Raw genomic sequence first — 22318 nt, forward strand, 5'->3', positions numbered from 1 at the left:
TCTCTTGACTTATAAACCAACGACCAAGCCGCCATCGATCCGGGTGAATTTACCGATATTACGTCCGCTGAGTGTGGCACTATACCCAGCCGTCAGCCCCAATTTACCAACGAGTCGCAGGTAAGCGGTGGCACCGATCCGCGCAAAGCCAACGGCGTTGGTTGGGAACGGAACACCAGGACCAATATTGGTTCCTTCACTGTGAGGAGTTTGCTGCTGAAACCAGGCATCCAGGTAAAACGGTTTCGTTTTGATGCCCGTGCGGATGATCAATTCGGTTACGTCCGGTACGTTAACTTTCGTACCGCTATTCGGATTAAGTTGACTGGGATCATATGTATTGACGACGTGATCGAGCGAAACCTGCCCGCGCCGGATATAGCCATACTGACCCGTTATAAAGAAAGAACCGGCTTTGTAGTGTAGCATCGTACGGCCATCCAGGTTCTGCGAACCACGACCAATAGCGACCAGGGCATCGTTCACATAATTCTGCAGCGGCATAGAGTAGCCGACAGCAAACAACCACGAAAGTCGTGTTTTGCCAATTTTGTAGTCATAAGCTTCCCAGCGTAACGCAGCCGAAAGATCCTGAAAACCTTCCTGTTTGGGAGTATAGCCTGCGCTGGCTTCGGTTCGAACGTAGGGAGCCGCTACAATCAGATCCAGGTCGTAGCCCAGTCCATACGAACCGACAAGCGTTACGGCCTGCGTTGTAACCGTACCCAGATTCGGGTTACGCGTTTCAGTTGTGTTGATGTAGTACATATCATACGTTGCCTGCGACCCAATCAGCGCGAGACTCGCCTTGCGCTGACCGCGCATGAAGCCATCGATTAATCCCTGAGCACGTATTGATGAGCTGAAGATTGAAATAAGAAACAGAATAACAGCAGTGTAGGCGGTTGATCGCATAAGTACAAGTTAGCTTGTGCAAAAGTAGTCGTTGATGATGAGCCTACCTCAGTAACGGTAATTTTCCTCGTAAATGGTACAATTCAGGAATTAAACACAGCACTACCGAAAACACGGAGAGGGTCCAGTATGACTTTCTGTATTCTCGGTGGCGTTATGTTTATCCATAAAAAAAGTACCCCGGCCGTAAAACAACCGGGGACTATGGGCAACCTATGAATGGTAAAATCTTACAAGCCAGAGCCATCGGCTTTAGCCCGCTCTACGGCATATGCACCAATTTTATTACCGTGTTCCAGACCAGCATTTGAATCGAATCGGTAATGAATCAGGCCATATACCCGCGATACCGACGCTTCCGATGCTTCTGCTGCGAATTCGCTGGCCTTATCTGGAAAAATGGCACTCAACACCGTAGCGGCCGCAGCCGAGAACGTCGAATGGCCCGACGGATAGGATGGAAAGTTGGGTAGACCCACCGATGTTTTCATACCAAATTGCTGTGGCCGTGGGTAATAGTAGTAGTACTTCGCGTCCCAACAGCCAACGGCGGCATCCATCGTGGCGGTACCCACCAGCGCCAGCGTCCGGGCCATTCTGACTTCGCTGTACTGAGCATCGTGAGCGGTATTGGCGGCTGTGCGGTGCCAGTGACCCGGCGGTGTATAACTACCAGCTCCATCCGACCAATAGTTGGCGATACGTGCCTGATCGCGCGTCTGGCTTTTATTAACTTGACGCAGTTCGTTCATATCTTTCTCGTAATTAGCATCATTGAGGACTGGCGGTGGGCCTGGTCGTAATTTAATCAGCGTTGTCTTATCGAAATTCCAGGTCTGTACCGCACCGTAGTTGGGCAGCATAGGCGGCCGGGCGGGGCTTTCCTGACTCACCCATACCTCCGCCAGACCACGATCTTTAGCAGCCTGAATCATCCCAGCCGTAACGGTTTGGTTATTAGCCGCGCTCATGCCATCAGCTCTGGCCCGAGTCATTACCTTCGCAGCAACGGCACTTCCCAGAGCCTCACCGGCAGCAAGATCACTCTCTACGTTCATGCCTGCCCACAAACGACTGTTACGGTGCTCGGCTAGCTTGGCCTCCAGATAGGGAACTTCGCCCGGAAACATGGCTTTCAAAATAACGACAGAAGCCGTTGCAACAACCGCGTCCTCCGACGGGTAGGATGGCAGCGTAGATACCGGTAATAACGGCTTAAGGGCAGCATCCGTTTTCGCCGGAGCGACCCGATTATACTTATATTTATAGTACCAGGCTGACACCAGTGCATCGTATTGTGCAACACTTAGATACGCCAGCGCCCGGGATGCGTAGGGCGGATTCGCAAACGGAAATTTTGGATCAGCCAGCGGGTTAGTGGCATCCGGTACCGGATATTTTCCGTCGGGCGTTGAAGCAGGCGGAATATTATAGCGGGCGCATAGTTCCCGTCCGATTTCGTTCCAGCGGTAGGCCGCTCCGGCTCCCCAGTACGTAACGGCTGCCTGCTGATCACTGGTCAGATTCGTCGCTTTCTGTTTCAGACTGGCTACTTCGGCCTGGTATTCGGCAGAGCTTATTGATTTGGGTTCTGCAATCGCAATGTCCGTGGGCGCTGCCAGTACGTAGGTTTTCCAGTTACCCGCTTTTTCATCTACGTTGGTCGGGGCATAAGCCGACTTTTGGGGCTCATCAATTAATTTACTACACGAGACTACTCCAGTGGCTAACCCGGAGAGAATACTGCCTAATGCTAAAAAATAAATATATTTTTTCATGACTCTGATGCTTATTTGTTGAAGTTAATCTGGTACAATACGCCGACCGTGTAGCTGGTACTCTGACCAACGTTCATTCCATCCACTACGTAACCAACCCGCGCGTTGACACCGATGTGACGAGGCTGGAATTTACCGTACCAGCCAACCAGGGTCGACTGCATGTTATTCGTGGGGAAAGGCATATCATTCCGGCGAATGTTATCGCCATCGAGACAGGCCGAGCGCTCGGCAAACACTTCCGTCTGCCATCCTTTCCGCAATACGCCCAGACGAACGGCAGCATCATATACGTTTGGCATACGTACCTGATTCACATTATAAACCCGGTCGTCGGCCTGGTAAGCGTCCCGGTCGATTTTGATGTTACTACGCCAGCCGTAACTGCCGTGCGCCGTTACGTAGAGACCCGTTGGCGTATGTTTGTAGTTAGCCAGTAACCGCGCCGTGGCCGTACGGCACTGCATGCCAATCGACATAGGCATAAAATCAGGTACATAGCTCCCGATCGGAATCGAAGCCCCCACGATACCGTGAAGCGAAAATCCTCCTACGACTAGTGCTTTTACTTTCAGCCAGGCCGATATATCCTGTACACCGCGCTGACCCATCAGGTTACCGGCGCTGGCACTGGTCCAGACGTAGGGCAAACTTAGAATGACGTTTACTCGCTTGCTGATACCATAAGCGGGCATAACCATTACGCTCTGTGTCGTTAACGTACCGATGTTGAAATTTTCGCGTTTGAACGAATTTTCCCAATACTGGTTCCAGGAGCTGTACCCGTACATACCGGCAACACACAACTGCTTTTTACCCATATAAATGGCATCATGCGGCATTTGTGCTTTCGCGGCAAAAGGTGTCAGCAGCGCGGCTACGATCAGAAATGTTAAACTTGTTTTCATTGGTTCACAATAGTTTATTACGATGGTATTATAAAGTTAGTCCTACCGTCAGCACGGCGCTACGTCCGTCGGAAGGCCAGATGCCCGGACCCGGATAAAAGGTCGGGCGTTTGGTGAAGTATTGTATATTCAGCAGGTTGTTGATACTTCCGCGCACGGACAATCCGCGCCTGATGCGCCAGCTTCCGTTCAGATCCCATAAACTGTAGGCAGGTACAGGTCCAATAGCGCCATTGACCGACGGAGTGGTTGTGTTCAGAGCATCGGAAAACGTTTCACTAACGTAGCTGTATTGAAGCGTCAGACTAGCTATTCCGTACCGGGCTGTCAATCCGTTCCGGCTCGTCCAGCGGGGGGCCGATTCGACCTGGTTTCCCGCAACGGTCCGATTTTCCGTTCCTGCCGAAACGCGGCCATTGATATACCGGGCATTGTTGTAAGCCGTTGATGTAAAGCCACTAAGCAAAAGTTTTTCGGTGCGAAACAACTGTGTTTCGAGCAGTGCTTCGACGCCCGTGCTGCGGCTATCGCCAATATTCGTGCGGAAGATATAACTGGTGCCATCCGGATTAGCCAGCAGCAGCGTACCTAGTCGATTGCGATACAACAGGTCAAACACCGTTACGTTCAGATGCAGCCCCTGCCAGCGGCCGTCCACCCCAATTTCGGCATTGTAGCCATAAGCATCTTTTAGATTCTTATCGATACGTTCGTAAACCGATGTTGGAATAATGTCTTTGAAAATAACGGGTCGGTACGATTGCGACCAGCCTCCATAGACCTTTACGGCATCATTCAGCCGATACTGTGCGTTGATGCCCAGCAAAGCAAACTTGTGGTTGATGTCGGTAGGCAAATTGACCGGATCGTAGTAATCGATGGTACCCCGAAACTCTGTCTTTCCGTTTTCAATCCGAATCCCAGGCGAAACGGTCAGCCGATTCATTAGCAAGAACTGGTTTTCCAGAAACACAGCGATGTTTTTGCTGCGAAAATGCATATCCCGCCGGAATGGGCTGATGAGCGATAAGTCGAAATCCGTACCGGTTGTTCCTCCGCCTAACTGACGACGATGCAGATCGGTACTGATCAATTGTACGCCCCCGGCTGCCGTAGCCGCAATACCCGCCAGTTTATAGCGGTGTAAAAGGCGAAGCTCAGAGGTATAGCTGTTAAAATTATCAATATCCACCTGACGAGCCGCATATTGCCCCGTTACGCGACTAATGGTATCGGGCACCGTAGCCAACCGGTCGAACAGGACGCTGTTCCGATTACCCAATACGGCTGAATTTGTCCAGAGAATGCGTGTGCGGTCTGATAGTTGCCAATCGAATTTTATGGATGGAATATAAATGTCAGGATTGAAGTAGTTCCGGCTCCGCGTCGCCTGGCGCGGGTCTTGCGCAAACATCTCGTCCGTCAACTGTCCCGGAATCCGGTACAAATACGTCGACCGTCCCAGTTCGGCCGTTACTCCTAGTCGTTCTGTCGCCTGAAAATGTAGACGACCGAACTGGGCTTCCGCTTCCGACCGGCTGTTTTGTCGATAGCCATCTGAATGCCGTCGATAGTAGTACGCGTAATACGTCCATTTACCCACACGTCCGCCAATCGCATTATACGTACTTAATAAGCCATACGAACCAACGGAGTTAACCGTCTCGAAACTGAACCGACGCGTGGTATCGGCTCCTTTCGTTACGTAATTGAGCATGCCGCCAAACTGTGCGCCATATTGCAGCGACGCAGTGCCCCGAACCAGCTCAACCCGGTCAATGCTTTCCATAGGGGGCGAATAATGACTGGCTGGGTATCCATACATATCCGAGTTAGTAATAACCCCGTTTTGTCGAATATTATTTTCCCAGGAACGATGCGGGTCCAGGCCACGCGTCGATACGTTAATCTGGTTACCCGTTCCATCCATGTCGTACACAAACACACCCGGAATTCGGGCAAATATTAAACGTGGCGTCTTTTCAGCCACGTTGGCATCAATGTCCGACAGTCGAATCACTTCACTCCGCTTCCCGCCCATCAGGTACGTTCCGTGTACATTTGGCAGAGCTGTAACAACAGTAGAGCGGACACCCTTTACCGTTACCTGATTCAGGGTGCGGGTACGTAGTGAATCGTCGTCGGTCTTAACCTGACCAAACGCAACTGGTCTTAAGGAACCAACAATAAATAGAAGTAGTAGACTGGCTTTTAGCTGTCCAGTCTGTTGTCTTTTTACTATAGGTTGGGTTGAATTCATAGTAAACAGTTCTCCGTATAGCCTGACCATTGATGAAGGAAGGCAGCACGAAGCCGCCTTCCGTACGGCTATAATTAATCGAAACTTAGAACCACTTGGCCACATTCAGTGATACCAGATAGTCCGCAAAGGCTGCGTCGCCATGCCGCTGACCGGCTGGGTCCTGCAAGTCATAATAGCTTTTGATCCGGTTACGATACACAGCAACCGGAACCGTTAATGCAGCCGAGAAACGGCCCTTCATATAAGCCAGTCCTGGTTCAACGGAAACGATGTATCCTGGACGACGGAACCCGTTGCTACCCCCAATCGCATCGTGAGCGGGTACGCCTTCGACCCGACCACCCAGCATAACTGATAAACCCGGCAGGAAGGGCAGTGACTGGCTTAACCCCAGCCGGGCCGCAAACTGATCCGCAACCGAAAAATAACCGATGATGGGATCAACCGTTGTAGCCAGGGGATTACGTAACACACCGTTCGTTTCGCGAGGATTGAACAGGTAGAACCCGTTGGCATAGGCGGTCATCGTTTTGGTCACCTGCGTGTATCCCTGAAGCTCAACGCTTACGCCAACGCCACCGTCACCCAGTTGAATGGATTGATCCACAGGCAGTTCTACCGTGTAATCTTTTCCTTCTTTATCCAGCTTGTGAAACTGATCCGTCGCCTGGTAATTACCGGTCGGCAGTTTTACGCCCAGTCCAACGGCCAGGTTCGCTTTGGGCAGTTTAACCGGATTAATTAGCCAATAACTTCCTGAAATCCGTAGATCACCTATGCCCTGCGAACCCGTATGAAACCGCTTCTGGTCGGGGTTTTGCGCAACGGCATTGCCGTAGTGTTCATAGAGGGATGAGCGGTCGTTGTATTGGACAGGTAAATTGGCCGAAAAGGATAGCCGCTGGTTAACCAGATACGTAATGCCCAGATCCAGGGCATGCGATACGTTGATGACATTGGTACGTTGTTCGACCCGTTGCGTCTGTTCGGCATCGCCAACAAAGTGTTTATAGGATCGAAAAAAGCGATAGCCTGCCGACAACTGCCAGTGACCATTTCGTTGCTTGAAAAAGTCGGCGGAATTTACACCAGCCGGAGCCGCACAACTCATATGCCGAACGGCAACACATCCCTGAGACGATGCTGATGTATAGGTTATAAGGATGGATACTACCGATAGAGCGATAGTAAAAAGTATTTTCATGACTGAAATTGTCTGAGATAAAACGTAAATGAATAGCGCATGATTCGTACTGATAGCCTTTACCATGGATCATAGTTTATGCGCACATAAACCGGAACCAGGATTGACCCATCAACACCAATTAGGCGGCAGTACAATCATGTAGACAGACGGGGCCGTAGTCTTGCAGCGCGCTGTAGAGGTTTTTAGAACCATCTCTCAGACTCCGCCCAAAACCGAACGGCTATACAGAAACGCACGACAAAAAGCCATACGAACATGTCTTACTACACGATTGAGAATTTACCTCAGACTTCGGGAGGGGGCGAATGAACAGGCAGGGCACGGGCAGCAAGCACGAACGTTACGTCGGGAATGCGAATGGCTTCGCGCCAATTGGGAGGCAGAAAACTAAAAACAGCTCGCGGAGTTGGCGAGTATTCCTTTAAAAGAAACTTCAGGATTTTATTGGCCTTTTGATGCGAATCATCAGTCGTGCCGGCAATGTGGTCATTCAGGAACGAAAGCAAGTCACTCTGCCAGAAGGAGCGGCTCTCCGATTGAAGCCCGGCAATATGCAACGTATTGCCCTGGAGTTCCATACTTACTACCGAGTAATACTGCCCCCGGTAACTGAACCCGTCAGACGTTGTGCTGGCAATGGTGTTCGCATCGAGCTTGTCTTTCAGGGGGATTTCGAATTCAACGATACTATCTACAGATCTATACACCAAAAGCCGTTCCGATAGATCATGCTCCGCCTGCCACCACGTACCAACAAACACCAGCACATACGCCAGCGTGTGATACAGGAACAAGGCAAAAAGCCCGATAGAAACAACTTTCTTCACAGATGAGACCAGTAAATATTCTCCAAAAATAATATTAATTTATAAACAAATCGCAAATAAACAGGTTTGTTCTCATTTTTAATGAGCACTAATACGTATCGAATTACCTAACTGTCGCAATCAAAATCCGTAATTTTGTGTTAATAGCGTATCGCATGATCTACGACAATCACAATCGCCCCATCTCGTATCTTCGACTAGCTGTAACAGACCGCTGCAACCTGCGGTGCTTTTACTGCATGCCCGAAGAAGGTATCAAATATTTGCCCAAGCATCAGGTTCTCACATTTGAGGAGATGGAGCGGCTCGTGCGTGTCTTAGCACGACTGGGCGTAAATAAGGTACGTATTACGGGCGGAGAACCCTTCGTGCGGTCGGGGCTGATGGCCTTCATGCATCGGCTGGCGGATATAAACGGGCTGACCGATCTCTCCATGACGACGAATGGCGTACTAACGGGGCCGCATGTCGCCGAATTAGCCGCGCTGGGAGTTCGATCCGTGAATTTGAGTTTAGACACCCTGGATCGGGCGCGTTTTCACAAAATTACCCGACGCGATGAGTTACCTGCTGTCCTGAAAACTCTGGATGCACTACTGGAGGCTGGGATTCAAACCAAGATCAACGCGGTTGTGATGGAGGGGCAGAATACCCAGGATTTGATTCCGCTGACTGATCTGACCCGTACGTTGCCGGTTGATGTGCGCTTTATTGAAGAAATGCCTTTTAACGGTGAAGGTAGCCATTATCCCATACTCCACTGGACGCACCGACGGATCATCGACGAAATTCGGGCTCATTTTCCAACGCTGGAAAAACTTCCCGATCCACCGTTTTCAACGTCGGCTAATTACCAGATTCCGAGTCACCAGGGCACAATTGGCGTTATAGCCGCTTTTAGCCGAACGTTTTGTGGCACCTGCAACCGTATTCGGCTAACGGCACAAGGCACTCTGAAAACCTGCTTATACGACAACGGCGTACTGGATGCTCGGGCTTTGCTCCGATCTGGTGCATCCGATGAGGAGCTGACTGCGGCCTTTCTGCAAGCCTTCGCCCACCGACCCGCCAACGGCTTCGAGGCCGAACAAGAACGTAGCGTTGTGACCGAATCGATGGCAACGATTGGCGGATAAACTGTTGGTTGAGTCGATGAGTGTCAGCGGCAGTACGTCCCTGCTACCAGCGAATTAGTGCCGGAGTGCCTTCTAAATATTCGTTGGTGAACAAAGTATCTACATCCAGTTTCTGAATCACTTCGCCGTCTTTATCCGTAAGCATTCGGTTTCGGATCATCCAGCTGACGAAGGACGCCCAAATCGGTCGGTGCATAAGTCCCCAGTGTCCCTCACCATCCAAATAATAACCGGAAACCATCTGCTGGCTCTGCTCCACGAAGTTTCGGTCGGTTAACGTAGAATGCTTAGCTGTTTTCATAAGAATTCGGGCGGCCTCATCGGGGTTTTTCATCGCAAACCGGAAGCCAGAAGCCGTTGCTTCAAGAAACTTACGAACCGCATCTCCGTTCGGTGTGAGCCAATCACGATGTCCCGTCAGGACCGGATTATAGCCATATGGAATTTCATACTCATCGAATAAAAACTGATTAAGCTCAACGCCTTCTATATCCGCTTTAACGCCCTCCCAGGTCAGCCAAAACCAGGCTGCGTCAACCTCTCGGGTTAGCAGCGCACGCCATATACCCGACCACGGCATCTTATGAGCTACAAACTGACCTCTTCCCTCATCGTTCTGAATCAATTGCCGGATAAGATCTTCCTCATAACGAGCTCCGTAGGAAGCATATACTTTCCCATCTAACTCCTTTGGGCGACTAATCCCACTTTCTTTCAGCGTCATAATAGCGCTAATATCGCGGGCCAGTAACGTAGCGACGGCCACGAGCGGAATTCCGTTCGACTGATAACTGACAACACTTTCGGAGGGAGTGATGGCCAGATGAGCGTCACTCTGTGCAACACGCCGGGCGGGCATCGTCTGATAATTTTCCTGATCAGGCGCAATAAATTCTACCGCAAGCCCGGCTTCTTCGTAAGCGCCTTTCGCCAGGGCGACATAGAATCCGGTGTGGTTTGTATTGGGCGTCCGGTCGAGTGCTAAACGAATTGGTGTGTTCATGCGTCGCGGTAATGTTACGGTTTTTTTAACAACTCAAAAAAGGGAAAGTTTTTCGAGAATAGACAGAGTATGCGTCTAGACTACACGTTACAAGGGTTGGTTTATATGCCTGGCAGAACGTACTACCTGGCCTGGTGCCAAACGGTTTTCCGCAAACCTACATAAGCGCCGATAGCGTTCGCATAAAGTTGGCCGAAGTCAGCTGCTGCTGAAGCCGTGAGCAAGGTTCCTCCCAACCAGGACAGCGGTACACCCAGTTGAACCAGCGATGACCATTGTGAAGGTACCGTTAACAAGGGTCCCGAAGGTATACCATAGTTTTTGCTGTATGAAATTTTCGCTACTATGTTCATTCGTTGTGCTATCGTAGCCTGCATAGCCATATGGGCAACCTGTACTCGATTATTGTTAATCGCCCATTGTGTATTCGTCTGATTTTCTGACTTAATGTCCTTTTTTAACGTAATAAAGGGTGTACCAAGAATATGATCCTTATAGGACCACCCATCCTGATATTGCTGGTTATTGAAATAATTGTCCGCTCCCGTCTCCGTTTGATTCACGTTTGGGTCAAAAGCTGGTCCGCTTTGGTTCAGTGTCGATAAAAACTCAATCAGAAAATTCTCCACTCGAAACATAGACGAACCATGCCGTATGGGTTGAATCCGGATGCCACTCAGACCGTCGGGTGTATTCCTAAATAATATGCCGGACAGATCATCAAAACTATGCTGATGGTACAAGACAACGGCGACAGTTGGAAGGCGTAGCTCAACCCCAAAATCATAATTTCCGATATGATTCCCGTACATATTAACGTAGTCGAACGACGTAACGCGTGAGTTATTCAGGCCATCCATCCGAATAGCAAACAGTACATTCGGGAAATCGCTTAGTTGATTTGGAAGCTGCCCGTTCACGGCATAATGATAATCCAGTGAATCAGAATGACCAGCCCATTGTGCGTTGTGGTTGATACCCGCATAAATACGTAGTGCCGACGTTGGTTTACCAACCCGGAAGATTATGGATTTCTGGTGCAGAAAGGAATGCTTCATATAAGCGGTATTGGCAAACCAACCATGAGCGATGAAAGCGTTGATAGCCAGCCATTTTTTACGACCAATAGGCGCGAATCCTTTTGTGCCAAACCGAATTTTAGGAATGGGCAGCGCATTCCCCGACCAGGAGTATGATCCCGACGAGAGGAGGGTATCAACCAAACCAATTACTTCGCGCCGTCGACCAACCACCAGCTCTAGTTGCCGATGTGCCAGCTTTACGTAATACTCCGGTACCAGCAACTGGTTTTCTTTACCAGCGTTCCCAACGGCTTCGGCCGAATAGTTCAGTACCCACGCCCGGCTTGGCGCTTTACGAGCGTAGGCTCCCGCCGTATCCGTCAACAGAACAGAACCGGTTATACCCGCTCGCAACGTACCTACCGGCGCTGAGTTGGGTACTGTCCCAAACTGATTTGCCCGCAACCAAAAGGGTGTACGATCGGTCGACGAAACTAAACCGCCTACTTCTACGTAGGCTTGATGTTGGCTTTTTGTTTGAGCCCAGACAATTGAAAGAGAGAAATTAAGTAGCGTAGTAAATAGAAAAAGTTGCTTCATAGGCAAGGAAAAAATTTCGTACTGATCAATAACATGTTATAACTGGTTGTAGCCAATCAACTGAATCCTTTTGTCCTTGATGAGTTGCTTCACCCGCGGATTTGTCCAGATATCCGTCACACCCTGCCGATCAGCAGCAACGTTCTCGTAGCCAATGTGATGAATGGCCTGTACTTCGGGCGTATTTAGGCCGGGGTGATCGACAAACAGATACGTTTTTCCGGGCTCGAGGCTTTCAAGCATTTTTGTAAAACTCTGTAGTTTTTCTTCCGCTGTTACGTGCGCCCCAACATAGCCCGTATACGTAACGCCCGCGTCCCGAAGGCTCATGTCAGTGTGTTTAATGTGGTATTCCTGCGCCAGCTTCTTTACCAAGTCTTTCACCTCATCATTCAAACTAGTGCAGCCCATATGGCCCGAGAAATGGCTGATCCGGGGAATTTTCTTCATCGCCAGTTCAATCTGCGCCCGGAATTCTTTTTCAATATCGGCTAGTTTCCAGTCATTTTCAACGACGGATCGTTTCGGATAATCTTTATTGGGACGTATCATCGGATAAAAATAGCCATCCGCATCGCGCAAACTAGGGCAATCCGATAATGGACGCCATTTGATATTATCCCACTCACTGGTCAGTGTTAAATGAACGCCAATATCGGCATCCGGAATTTGCTTCAACATCTCAACGGCTTCTGGGAACCAGGGCGACGGAACAAGTACTTCAATCGATTTTTCGATACCTTCTTTATAGCATGTCAAAATCGCTTCATTACCTGCGTGTGAATACCCCATATCATCGCCACGAATAATCAGACGGGGCGGGTTAGTTTGAGCAGTCGCAAGACGTAACGTCAGCAGGGTTGCCCAGAAAAATAAAAGCGATGGTTTCATCCGTTATAAAAGGGTTTTCCTGTTCGACCCCGCAGGAGCCGAACCAAGCCGTTTAAGTTCGTTTGATCATATCAACTATTCACCGCCATCGTTTCAAATTATGTCCATACATAGCGTAAAAAAGTAAATAGAGATAACAAGGTACCAAGATCCAGTAAGCCTGACGTAACGTGAACGCATCTGCCAGGTATCCGTAGATCAGCGGCATGATGGCATTGCCGCACAGGCCCATAATCATCAGGGAAGCACCCGCTTTCGTAAAACGCCCCAACCTTGCCAGCGCCAGCGGCCAGATGCCCGCCCATACCAGCGAATTAGCCAGCCCTAAACTAACCAGAAACCAGAGTGATACGTCCGATCGGTGCCCTAGTAAGCTGACTTCGCCATGCGAAAATAAAATTGCCAGGCTCAACACTAAACCCAGACCTGTACAGATACGTAGTGCGTTTACCTGCTGAATAAATCGGGGAATGGTGATGATGCCAACAACGTAGCCACAAATGGTCATGAACAGAATATAAGCCGGAAATCCTTTGGCTTCCAGCAGCGAAATATTCATCGAACTGGCATACCCAATGATCGTATCAATCGCAATTACCTGCGAACCAACGTGAAAAAAAATGGCAAGCGCACCCAGTACCAGATGCGGGAAGTGAAGAATACTGGTTTTGTCAGCATTGGCGGCAGTCAGTTCTTCAGGTTCGTTTTCGGTATCAATTTCGGGCAGTGGCGAAAAGCGGATAAACAGGCCCAGACCAAAGAGCACAGCCCCTACGCAGGCATAGGGCACAATGACCCGCCGAATCAGTTCATCCAGCGCTACGGCCCGATCACCAGGTGTCATAAGCGGTAACTGCTTAAACAAATCGGCATCCGATGCTTTCAGAATAACAGCGGCAAACAGCAATGGGGCGATGATCCCAGCTGTTTTGTTGCAGATACCCATGATGCTCATCCGCTGGGCTGCCCGCTCGATGGGTCCTAAAATCGTTACGTAGGGATTCGAAGCGGTTTGCAGAACGGCCAGACCCGTGCCGATGGTGAACAATCCCGTCAGAAACAAAAAATACGTTCGGGTGTAGGCCGCCGGAATAAATAGCAATGCCCCCAGCGACATGATGAAGAAACCCACCATCATCCCCTGCTTGAATCCTACTTTCTTCAACAACAGCGCTGCGGGCATCGACATAACCAGGTACGAAATGTAGAACGCGAAGGCAACCAGATACGATTGAAAATGCGTCAACTCACAGGCAATTTTGAAATACGGAATCAGGATGGAGTTGATCCAGGTAACAAAGCCGAAAATGAAAAACATAACGCCAATAATCACGATAGAACCCGTTGTATTTCGGGGCGGAGCGACCTGGCTGTCTATGGTGTCTGAAGTGATCATGTGGGTGTGTTTTTACGGCTTGAGATTTAAGCTTTGACAAAATTTAAAACCGCATCAGCGGCCCGGTTTATCAAAGTTGATACTGACGCTGATAGACCTTCTGACCAGCTTTATACGTTTCAAGAATCTGCAGTTCCGCATTCGTTTGTTCAAAAACAACTAAATCAGCGGGAGCACCTATTGCCAAACCTTGCTGTTGAGGCAAGCCCAGAAAACGGCTAGGTAATACTGAAGCCATATCCCAGGCGGTATCTAATGGACTTAACTGGCGTTGTCGTAAATGCTGAACACCCCAGATCAGCGGCTGAGCTGAACCCGCCAGTACGTTAGGTTTGCCTGCCAGATGGAGCTTACCTTCCTCCGTTAGTACTACGTTATCGCCAATGTGCGTGCTGTATTGACCCGGCGGGCAACCGGCCAGACCGACACTGTCGCTGACCAGTAACGTTCGACCCTGCTTTACTCTCATAATCACTTTCAACACGGCGTCCGGCAAATGAAAGCCGTCGGCAATTACACAGGCTGTTAGTTCATCCTGCGCCAATTGTTCCCAGATATAATTCGGATGGCGGGGCAATACCAGATGCGAACCATTTCCTAAATGCGTAGACAGTCGCGCACCAGCCGCAACCGCATCCCGAATTTGTTCCGACGTAGCGGCTGTGTGGCCAATCGAAACGATAACACCAGCCGCTACACAATTCCGGATAAAATCGGTGGACTCCGGCCATTCCGGGGATACCGTAACTATTCTGATCTGATGCCCCGACGCGTTCAAAAATTCCTCAAAAAGCGACCAGTCCGGTGCTTTGACGTAGGCTTTGGGGTGTGCACCCACGGGTCCATCCTGGGGCGAAATGAACGGCCCTTCCAGGTGTATTCCAGCGATGCTCTTCTTAACCATTGGAAAACGCTCGCAGGCTTCCCGAATCGTTTGCAAAGCCGTTTTGATTCGGCTATCAGAATTGGTAATCACCGTTGGCAGATAGGACGTAACGCCACAACTCCACAGCGACTGAGTCAGGGCTTCAACATCCTCTACGGCCAGCGTATCACTGTTCACATCCACACCCCGGAAACCGTTGACCTGTAAATCCGTTAAACCAGGCCCAATGAGCGGCAGATCCGTTTGTGGTTCAGTCAGCGACTCAATCTGACTGATCACACCAGCTTGCCACGTAATGATCAAAGGCTCACCCGTTTGGTAATGCCTTCCACAGACAAACTGGCTCGGGAGTGTGTGTGCTGATTTCATCACGCAACAGGTTGACCATAAGAATCCTGATCTACGTATAGCGTACAGTCGGGATGCTGGCGCAAAATGGAGGCCGGGCAGGCCGTTGTGATCGGCCCATACAGCGTATTCTGTATTGCGTCATGCTTCGTTTTTCCAGGCACCACGCAGAATAAATGCTGCCCAGCCAGCAAAGTAGGAATGGTTAACGTCAGCGCTTCTGCTGGTACGTCGTCAAACGTGGGGAAACAGCCGTCATTCACTTGTTGCTGTCGACAAATCGAATCGAGTTGTACGCGCTTAATGATTTCTGAATCATTAAAATCAGCCACAGGTGGATCGTTAAAGGCGAGATGACCATTTTCGCCGATACCCAGGCAAACAATATCAATAGGAGCCTGGCTTAACAGGTGTGCATACTGTTCGCAGGCTCTATCAGCCCCCGCCGAATCATCGATCAGATAAACCGTTCGGGGCTTCACGACCGCGAATAGCTTCTCAGTCAGGAAATGACCAAACCGTTGGGGCGCATCAGCTGACAGACCAACGTATTCGTCCATGTGAAACACGTCAATGCGAGACCAGTCGATATCCTTAGTAGTGGCTAGATATTCCAGGAGTTCGTTCTGGGAAGGGGCAGCGGCAAAAACAATCCGAAGGACTTCTTTTTCGCGTAACAGTTCGTTTATTTTAGCCACTACGTCCTGTCCGGCGGCCGTACCCATGGCCTTTCTTGTCTCAAAAACACGCACTTGCAGGGCATCCACCTGCTGGCTTATTTCACTCATGCCTATTCGTTTTGATTTATGCAGCGTGGGTCTTCAACCCGCGTAGGGGTAGGCTACGCGGGTTGAAGACCCACGCTACGTTAACTAGTACTAAACAGTTGGCTCCCAGCCTTTTTGGTACGTTCGCTGCCAATATTTCATAGCCTTTGGATTATCCTTGATGTGGCCGTTGGTCGGGTCAATCCGAAGTGCATCACCCGAACGTAGCGCAATGTTGCCCAATTGACACAACAACGTACTCTTGTGACCGCTCAGAATATCCGATGCCAACGGCGTTCCTTTCTTGATCCCGTCGAAAAAGTTCTGAATGTGGAATGCGTCCAGCTTTTGCGACGGATTCATTCGGTCGCGCGGGTCGATGGGCAGGTCATTCTTCGTTTCTTTGACCAGCTTATTTTCCAGATCGAAGATTTTATACGAGTTACCGCTTTCAATCAGGAGTGAGCCGGTTTCTCCGTAAAAAATCACGCCAACACTGTTGCCCTCTACCGTTCGGCCATTGCAACTTCTGCCCTCCCAGGTCATATTAGTATTGTTCGCGAATTCCAGAGTAACGACTTGCGTATCGGGGGTTTCCCAGTCGTCCTGATAGCGATAACGCCCACCCGACGACGTAACGCGCGTTGGGTAATCAACGCCCAGTCCCCAGCGCATCAGATCAACCATGTGCGTACCGTTGTTGAGGCACTCACCCGTACCCCAGTGCCAGCGCCAATGCCAGTTATAGTGAATCAGGTTATCCTTAAACGCCTGACGCGGAGCCGGTCCCTGCCACAGTTCGTAATCCAGCCACGACGGTACCGCCGTTGTCTTGCCGATGCCCATCGACGGCCGGTTGTTGGTATACCAGCCTTTCGCAAAGTAGGGCCGACCAATCACGCCATTTTTGAGTTCAGTGATGGCCGCAGCTACGTTCGGCCACGTCCGGCGCTGATTTCCCATCTGGATAACATTTTTGTACTTGGCAGCCACCTTTACCAGTAACTCCCCTTCATTTGGGTTGTGGCTACAGGGTTTTTCCAGATAAACGTGCTTGCCTGCTTTCGACGCCAGAATGGCGGCAGGTGCGTGCCAATGATCGGGAGCGGCAATCACCAGCGCGTCCATATCCTTATCTTCCAGCGCTTTCCGAAAATCGGGCTGGGCTTTCGGTCTCTTTTTCTGAATTCCTTCTACCGTTGACATGCACTTATCGGCCGCCCGCGAATCAACGTCGGAGATGTACATTACCTCGCAATTCGGTTGAAGTGCGTAATTACTGGCTAAGGCCAACCCACGGCTATTAACCCCCATAACGCCAACCTGTATACGTTCGTTAGCCCCTATAATGTTGGTATAACTTCGGGCGCTGAAACCGGGCAGGATACCACCGATCGACAAAGCTGTAGCACTCGTTACCGTTTTCCTGATAAACTCCCGGCGAGAGTCGATTGGCGTTTTCATTTCCTCAAAACTGGTAAAATGAACTGACTATACATAGTACGAATCTATTTCTAATTAAGGCTATCTATCCTATAGCCGACCGACTTTACTCATGACGTTCTCCAACTTAATCGGAACTCCGCCCTGCCGTTTGCTTTCGTCAGCCGCTTCCATAAACGCAAAAATTTCCAGCGTTTCTTCGGGCGTGACCGGTGTGATTCCCGTGTCAAAATAGTGGATGATTTCACGTAGCAACGGTTCGTAACCCATGTATGGCCCTAATACTACGTTGCCGTTTTCGCCGTAGACGGTTCCGCCATATTCCGCTTTGCCGGTTCGGGTTCCGCGAAAGGTACCAATCCGACCATCCGCCCAGGTGCCAACCACTACGTCTGTGTTCTCGGTGTGAACGCGAACGACTTGCTTACAACCCCGACCCATAACGGTAAACAAGGTCTCTACACCATGTATACCATACCAGAAAAGATCCGGGTGGGTCTTCTCCAATTTGGCGGGACTAAACGTATCCGCGCCAAGCACCTGGCTTTTGTTCAGCCCTTCAACGCCCTTTATATACCGCAGGGACGACGACGTAAAAATGGGAACGTTATATTTTTTTGCCGTTTTGAAAATGGCTACGGCATCGGCTAGTGAGGCTGCGATCGGTTTATCGATGAACAGTCGTTTACCCGTTTTCAGAACCTGCGTAGCCTGTTCCAGATGCAATCGCCCATCGTTGGTTTCCAGCAGCACAACATCAACTTTCCCTAACAATTCATCGATCGAGTTGACTAGTTCTACACCCGCTTTTTTTACCTCTTCGCTATAGCCAGGAATCCGAGAAGCGCTCGACTCAATGTCTTTGCTACCACATGGATAAGCCGCAACCACCCGATAGCCTTTGTAATCGGCAGGAGCGTCGGAAGCATTGAGTACTTTCGTGAAAGCGGTACTGTGCGACGTATCGAGCCCGATAATCCCAACGCGTTTACCGGGTGCCAGCATTCGTGGAGGCATGTCCGGCAAACTCAGGCTTAGCGCTGTGGCAGTTATACTCTTAACGAAAGTTCTTCGTGTATACGATGGATTCATAAAACGAATTTAGGAGGGGTTCACAGCCGTTTTTTATTGCCTTACCTGGTTGTAGAGATGGGTTTTGGCGAATTATACTCCCAGCAAAGTCAAGTTAAGCAGACTTCTCAAAAAAATACTCAGTAAACCAGCATTTTCTCCTAAAATAAGAAAAGCGACTTTATAGCCGCTTTTCTTATTTATCAATAATAACGCATTATTTATCGTCGAAACTCTGAATCATGTTCCGATACATGGTTGTCGCTTTCCATTGCCCCCCCGCAATGATCCGTCGAACGGTGTAAAGCGGCATTTGATCGTCGCGTTTGTCGGCCAGCGTAAAAGCGGCTGCATACCCACGCTTTTGGATCTCAGGCAACGCAGGTTTATTCCATAAACCGAACGGATAAGCGAAATACCGAACGGGTTTACCGGTAATGGTTTCCAGCTTAGCTTTTGGCTCTTCCAGCTGAATTTTCCAGTCATCGCCCTGGTATTTTTTCACATTGTGATGGTCCCAGGTATGCGCCCCGATGGTATGCCCCCGATCAGCTAAGTCTTTGATCTGGGTTTTGTCCATATACGGCTGTTTTCCCCGCCGGCCAATCGCTACGGTCATGATGAAGAACGTACCCTTGAAACCGTGTTTTTCAAGCTCGGGAGCGGCTACTTCGTACTGATCCAGATCGCCATCATCGAAGGTAAGCATAAACGGTTTGGGTGGTAAGGGCGCACCCGTAGTCATATACGCATACAGCTGGTCAGGCAGAATCGTATGGTAGCCGCTATCGGCCAGCATCTGCATCTGTTCCTTAAAAGCCGCCACGGGAATAATGTAATCCTTGGCGCTTTTGGAATCACTGGCGCGCCAATCGCGAACCTGGTGATAGCACAGAATAGGCACCTGCGGACGAGCCAGAATCTTAGCCGCATCGGCAATTTTACTGGCAGGAATCGAACTCGGATCGGGCGCTGAAGTGGTGGTTGCAGCTGTTTCTTTAGAAGATGAACTCGCAGCGGCTGAATCAGAAGAAGTCGTGGCCTCTGAAGACGAACCCTTTGACTGACAACCTGTTAGACCACTAACTACTAAAACAGACAGGCAAATAGCCGCTGCAAAAGATACTGTTTGACGAATGAACATAAATCGAAAATATACCCCAAACTTAAGAAAAAGTGACGACTCGGCATTTAAATGAGAACTTTATTTCTCCGGAAACATTGCCCGTAAGTCTACCATTTTCTGATGCATAGCGTCGGTGGTGATCAGGCCCTGGCGGGGTCGGTCGAGGTCCAGGATCAGGTAAATCGACAGGGCGGTCATAAAAGCAAAACAGATCGTCAGCATCCAGTCTGATTTCTCAGCCATATAGCCAATGATAAAACTACCCACCAGACATAAGCTTATTAATACATACATAATTGACGCGGGAATCTGGGCAATTAACGCAGCGTCGCGCGTGGTGACCACATCAATCATGTCGTTTAGCGCCGGAATCATCAGGTTAGCTGGTAGTAGGTTATTTGTTTGGCGAGATAGCCTCGTAGCCCGCGCCCAGATGACCGCCGAATACTGGTCAGATTGACGTACAGCCGCCTGAATGCGATCAGAATCAACGCCTGCGGTGTAATAGGAAATCCTGGCTTCGACATACTGCTTAAAATCAGCCCGAAATTGTTGGCGCGTTGTGTCTGGATACAGATCAGCACGGAGCACGGCTGTACCAATAGCATTCGCTTCCTGAATAATAACGGCTCGCCGGGTATCGTAGCGCTCATTCGCCATACTAAACGTGAAGGCCAGCAGCAAGGCCAATAACCCTAGTAAAGAGCCTTCGATGCTACCGCCATTTATAGTCTCATCAGGTCGTTGCCGACGGCGAAGTAAGCGTACTCGTAAACCAGCCCAATGAACGGTTAGCATGAGCAGAAAAAGAACGAAAGCAATCACGATAGCCGACGTTCCATTAGCGTAAAGCATGGTAAAGAATCGGATGGGGTAAGTACAGACCAAAAATAGAAAACTTTTACTCGCCAGAACGTTTTATAACCTCATACGTATCAATCCATTATCCGCATTTCGGCACTCCGTTGATGTCGCACACAAGACAAATCGTCTCCTGGAAATACCCAAAATACTATATTAGCCTCTATGAAGGTCTTACTTTACGTACTTAGCCTGCTGACTGTTGTAGCTTGTTCTGGCAATGAAAAATCAACGCAGAACAAAGCCGCCGACTCGATTAACACCAGCGTAAATACCGCTACACGACCGGTTGACGCTTTACCAGATAAACCAACTCCTCAAAACGGTGCTGTTGCGGGTAGCAATGCGTGGCACTATGAGAAAAAGGTCGATAAAGAAGGACGTACTGTGTATAAGGCGTCGATCATTTCCCCTACTCTACTCGAGTTCGATTTTCCTTATAACGGAGGTTCTACAGCGACGATGACCATTCGCAAACGCGAGACGGACACGCATGTATACATCCAGGTATCGAAGGGGCAATTCAATCGAAGTTTTCAGGAGGGCAAAGCCCGCGTTCGTTTTGATGGTGGCCCACCCATGACGTATGCCTTCTTGGCAGCCGAAAACGGCAGTGCTAACATTGTCTTTTTCAACTCCGAACAAACGCTGATCAACAAAATGAAAGCCGCCCGAAACATGGTTGTCGACGTTGAGTTTGCAGGACAGGGTAAACGACAGATCACGTTTAAAACAACTGGTCTGAAATGGAATCACTAACTACCAGGAATAACACGTTTCTAACGATTCAGCCTGTATAGGAGTATTTGGCTCCGGCGTTGTCCTAAACGAGAACACTTTTTATTCTTTAAATCGCTCCCGCATGTGCCACCGAAAACTCTCTATTTTCGGGTAATGCATTTCTCCAAATGGCAGACGTAACGGCTGACCCTGAAACTGTTTTAGATTGTATGGACTCGCTACGTTGTCAGCCAATGAGGGCGAGACTACGACACGTAATTGCTCATCTACGCTAATCATGCCCCGGTCGAAGGCGGTGTGTAGATTTGGGCAAAGGGCAATTCCGTTCGTGACTTTATCGTCGCCCGCTACGCTGATGGGGACGATGTGACACGCTTCCACCAGTGAGGAGCCATCAACGGCAATCACTTTCATACCCGAAATAGCGCATGTGAAATCGTATACTTTCGGCACTAATTTCTTGAACAGGCCACCCCGAACAAATCGTGTTTCCTCGTCTTCAGTAACTTGCAGGGGCATGTAGGACGCTTCCCTCTCATTCAACAAATGCGTTTCCAAATCCTGTAGATAACTACGGCCAGCATTTTTGATACGTAGAAATTCGGTCTTAATATCGGTGAAATAGTAGTCAAGCAGAGTATTTCTGAGATGCAGTCGAGCGTAGTCATTAGCTAGTAGATCGAATAGATCATCAGCGAAATAGCCGTAGTTAAGCCGATCACTGAGTGTTTGAACGCTACGGATATACGTATTAAGCAACTCGCCTGTCTTATTTTTTAGAAACCAGAAGCCATCACTCTGTAGGTAGAAAAACGGTTGTGTAAAGTCGTCTTTGTGAGCTGTTTTGACTAGCAACGAGAAGTTTTCTTTAAACGTAGCGACCAATTCGGGGGTAACTGTTACGTGGTTGTCGGTAATCAGCCGCTTGTCAATCAATTCGAGGAGCGTAAGCAGGAAAACGGGTTTATGAGGAGCTTTACCATAGGGCGTACTACCCTGTTTAAGCTTGGTAAATTTTCGAGTGTAAATGGTTAATTGAGCCTGGTCAAATGAGGTAGACATACTTTCGGGAATTACGTACTAAAGCAAATCTTGCTTAAATTATATTGCCGACCTGCCCTTTTTGCCC

At 49.5% G+C, this 22318-nt stretch carries 19 protein-coding genes; 2 read left to right on the forward strand and 17 right to left on the reverse strand.

The window, feature by feature from the left end; genetic code table 11:
* Positions 1–9 precede the first annotated feature (9 nt).
* From IC230_RS00765 to IC230_RS00790, 6 genes are all read right to left on the reverse strand, one after another.
* Entirely contained in the window at positions 10–915 is a 906-nt protein-coding gene (locus IC230_RS00765) for a hypothetical protein (protein WP_191037052.1), read from the reverse strand.
* A gap of 230 nt (positions 916–1145) precedes the next feature.
* Positions 1146–2693, reverse strand: a complete 1548-nt coding sequence (locus tag IC230_RS00770; RefSeq protein ID WP_191037053.1) for a phosphatase PAP2 family protein — start codon at positions 2691–2693, stop codon at positions 1146–1148.
* An 11-nt stretch (positions 2694–2704) separates the two neighbouring features.
* On the reverse strand, positions 2705–3601 hold the full coding sequence (locus IC230_RS00775; RefSeq protein WP_191037054.1) for a hypothetical protein: 897 nt from the start codon (positions 3599–3601) through the stop codon (positions 2705–2707).
* A 28-nt stretch (positions 3602–3629) separates the two neighbouring features.
* The gene (locus IC230_RS00780) at positions 3630–5861 is read right to left on the reverse strand and encodes a TonB-dependent receptor family protein (RefSeq protein WP_191037055.1); all 2232 of its coding nucleotides are present in this window, start codon (positions 5859–5861) and stop codon (positions 3630–3632) included.
* Between the two features lie 85 nt (positions 5862–5946).
* A complete protein-coding gene (locus tag IC230_RS00785) occupies positions 5947–7068 on the reverse strand; it encodes a hypothetical protein (RefSeq protein ID WP_191037056.1) in 1122 nt (373 codons plus the stop codon).
* A gap of 287 nt (positions 7069–7355) precedes the next feature.
* The gene (locus tag IC230_RS00790; protein ID WP_191037057.1) at positions 7356–7898 is read right to left on the reverse strand and encodes a hypothetical protein; all 543 of its coding nucleotides are present in this window, start codon (positions 7896–7898) and stop codon (positions 7356–7358) included.
* A gap of 155 nt (positions 7899–8053) precedes the next feature.
* Here IC230_RS00790 and moaA point away from each other — a divergent pair, with 155 nt between their 5' ends.
* A complete protein-coding gene (moaA, locus tag IC230_RS00795; protein WP_191037058.1) occupies positions 8054–9034 on the forward strand; it encodes a GTP 3',8-cyclase MoaA in 981 nt (326 codons plus the stop codon).
* A gap of 43 nt (positions 9035–9077) precedes the next feature.
* Here moaA and IC230_RS00800 read toward each other — a convergent pair whose 3' ends face one another.
* The 10 genes from IC230_RS00800 to IC230_RS00845 all read right to left on the reverse strand — a co-directional run bounded on the left by IC230_RS00800 (position 9078) and on the right by IC230_RS00845 (position 20442).
* The gene (locus IC230_RS00800) at positions 9078–10037 is read right to left on the reverse strand and encodes an ABC transporter substrate-binding protein (RefSeq protein WP_191037059.1); all 960 of its coding nucleotides are present in this window, start codon (positions 10035–10037) and stop codon (positions 9078–9080) included.
* 122 nt (positions 10038–10159) lie between these two features.
* Entirely contained in the window at positions 10160–11659 is a 1500-nt protein-coding gene (locus tag IC230_RS00805) for a capsule assembly Wzi family protein (RefSeq protein WP_191037060.1), read from the reverse strand.
* A 36-nt stretch (positions 11660–11695) separates the two neighbouring features.
* Positions 11696–12550: a polysaccharide deacetylase family protein gene (locus IC230_RS00810; RefSeq protein WP_191037061.1), complete on the reverse strand. Its 855-nt coding sequence runs from the start codon at positions 12548–12550 to the stop codon at positions 11696–11698.
* 79 nt (positions 12551–12629) lie between these two features.
* A complete protein-coding gene (locus IC230_RS00815) occupies positions 12630–13946 on the reverse strand; it encodes a sugar MFS transporter (RefSeq protein WP_191037062.1) in 1317 nt (438 codons plus the stop codon).
* 70 nt (positions 13947–14016) lie between these two features.
* A complete protein-coding gene (locus IC230_RS00820; protein WP_191037063.1) occupies positions 14017–15201 on the reverse strand; it encodes an N-acetylglucosamine-6-phosphate deacetylase in 1185 nt (394 codons plus the stop codon).
* Complete coding sequence (locus IC230_RS00825) at positions 15201–15968, reverse strand: glucosamine-6-phosphate deaminase (protein WP_191037064.1); 768 nt, start codon at positions 15966–15968, stop codon at positions 15201–15203. Before IC230_RS00825 ends, IC230_RS00820 begins: the two co-directional genes overlap by 1 nt.
* A 90-nt stretch (positions 15969–16058) precedes the next feature.
* Positions 16059–17411, reverse strand: coding sequence for a Gfo/Idh/MocA family protein (locus IC230_RS00830; RefSeq protein ID WP_191037065.1), 1353 nt, complete (start codon positions 17409–17411; stop codon positions 16059–16061).
* A gap of 69 nt (positions 17412–17480) precedes the next feature.
* On the reverse strand, positions 17481–18482 hold the full coding sequence (locus IC230_RS00835; RefSeq protein ID WP_191037066.1) for a Gfo/Idh/MocA family protein: 1002 nt from the start codon (positions 18480–18482) through the stop codon (positions 17481–17483).
* Between the two features lie 196 nt (positions 18483–18678).
* Positions 18679–19605: a polysaccharide deacetylase family protein gene (locus tag IC230_RS00840; protein WP_191037067.1), complete on the reverse strand. Its 927-nt coding sequence runs from the start codon at positions 19603–19605 to the stop codon at positions 18679–18681.
* 60 nt (positions 19606–19665) lie between these two features.
* On the reverse strand, positions 19666–20442 hold the full coding sequence (locus IC230_RS00845) for a bestrophin-like domain (protein ID WP_191037068.1): 777 nt from the start codon (positions 20440–20442) through the stop codon (positions 19666–19668).
* Between the two features lie 171 nt (positions 20443–20613).
* Here IC230_RS00845 and IC230_RS00850 point away from each other — a divergent pair, with 171 nt between their 5' ends.
* Positions 20614–21207, forward strand: coding sequence for a hypothetical protein (locus IC230_RS00850; RefSeq protein ID WP_191037069.1), 594 nt, complete (start codon positions 20614–20616; stop codon positions 21205–21207).
* A gap of 81 nt (positions 21208–21288) precedes the next feature.
* On the opposite strand, the gene IC230_RS00855 is transcribed toward IC230_RS00850, so the two are convergent.
* Entirely contained in the window at positions 21289–22251 is a 963-nt protein-coding gene (locus IC230_RS00855) for an HNH endonuclease (RefSeq protein WP_191037070.1), read from the reverse strand.
* Between the last annotated feature and the right edge of the window lie 67 nt (positions 22252–22318).

Origin of the sequence: Spirosoma validum, assembly GCF_014699035.1 — a bacterium.
Lineage (GTDB): Bacteria > Bacteroidota > Bacteroidia > Cytophagales > Spirosomataceae > Spirosoma > Spirosoma validum.

Excerpts from the sequence above, each read along its gene's own strand:
- IC230_RS00765 (WP_191037052.1), bottom strand. The coding sequence starts at position 915 with ATGCGATCAACCGCCTACACTGCTGTTATTCTGTTTCTTATTTCAATC.
- IC230_RS00770 (WP_191037053.1), bottom strand. The coding sequence starts at position 2,693 with ATGAAAAAATATATTTATTTTTTAGCATTAGGCAGTATTCTCTCCGGG.
- IC230_RS00775 (WP_191037054.1), bottom strand. The coding sequence starts at position 3,601 with ATGAAAACAAGTTTAACATTTCTGATCGTAGCCGCGCTGCTGACACCT.
- IC230_RS00780 (WP_191037055.1), bottom strand. The coding sequence starts at position 5,861 with ATGAATTCAACCCAACCTATAGTAAAAAGACAACAGACTGGACAGCTA.
- IC230_RS00785 (WP_191037056.1), bottom strand. The coding sequence starts at position 7,068 with ATGAAAATACTTTTTACTATCGCTCTATCGGTAGTATCCATCCTTATA.
- moaA (WP_191037058.1), top strand. The coding sequence starts at position 8,054 with ATGATCTACGACAATCACAATCGCCCCATCTCGTATCTTCGACTAGCT.
- IC230_RS00800 (WP_191037059.1), bottom strand. The coding sequence starts at position 10,037 with ATGAACACACCAATTCGTTTAGCACTCGACCGGACGCCCAATACAAAC.
- IC230_RS00805 (WP_191037060.1), bottom strand. The coding sequence starts at position 11,659 with ATGAAGCAACTTTTTCTATTTACTACGCTACTTAATTTCTCTCTTTCA.
- IC230_RS00810 (WP_191037061.1), bottom strand. The coding sequence starts at position 12,550 with ATGAAACCATCGCTTTTATTTTTCTGGGCAACCCTGCTGACGTTACGT.
- IC230_RS00815 (WP_191037062.1), bottom strand. The coding sequence starts at position 13,946 with ATGATCACTTCAGACACCATAGACAGCCAGGTCGCTCCGCCCCGAAAT.
- IC230_RS00820 (WP_191037063.1), bottom strand. The coding sequence starts at position 15,201 with ATGAAATCAGCACACACACTCCCGAGCCAGTTTGTCTGTGGAAGGCAT.
- IC230_RS00825 (WP_191037064.1), bottom strand. The coding sequence starts at position 15,968 with ATGAGTGAAATAAGCCAGCAGGTGGATGCCCTGCAAGTGCGTGTTTTT.
- IC230_RS00830 (WP_191037065.1), bottom strand. The coding sequence starts at position 17,411 with ATGAAAACGCCAATCGACTCTCGCCGGGAGTTTATCAGGAAAACGGTA.
- IC230_RS00835 (WP_191037066.1), bottom strand. The coding sequence starts at position 18,482 with ATGAATCCATCGTATACACGAAGAACTTTCGTTAAGAGTATAACTGCC.
- IC230_RS00840 (WP_191037067.1), bottom strand. The coding sequence starts at position 19,605 with ATGTTCATTCGTCAAACAGTATCTTTTGCAGCGGCTATTTGCCTGTCT.
- IC230_RS00845 (WP_191037068.1), bottom strand. The coding sequence starts at position 20,442 with ATGCTTTACGCTAATGGAACGTCGGCTATCGTGATTGCTTTCGTTCTT.
- IC230_RS00850 (WP_191037069.1), top strand. The coding sequence starts at position 20,614 with ATGAAGGTCTTACTTTACGTACTTAGCCTGCTGACTGTTGTAGCTTGT.
- IC230_RS00855 (WP_191037070.1), bottom strand. The coding sequence starts at position 22,251 with ATGTCTACCTCATTTGACCAGGCTCAATTAACCATTTACACTCGAAAA.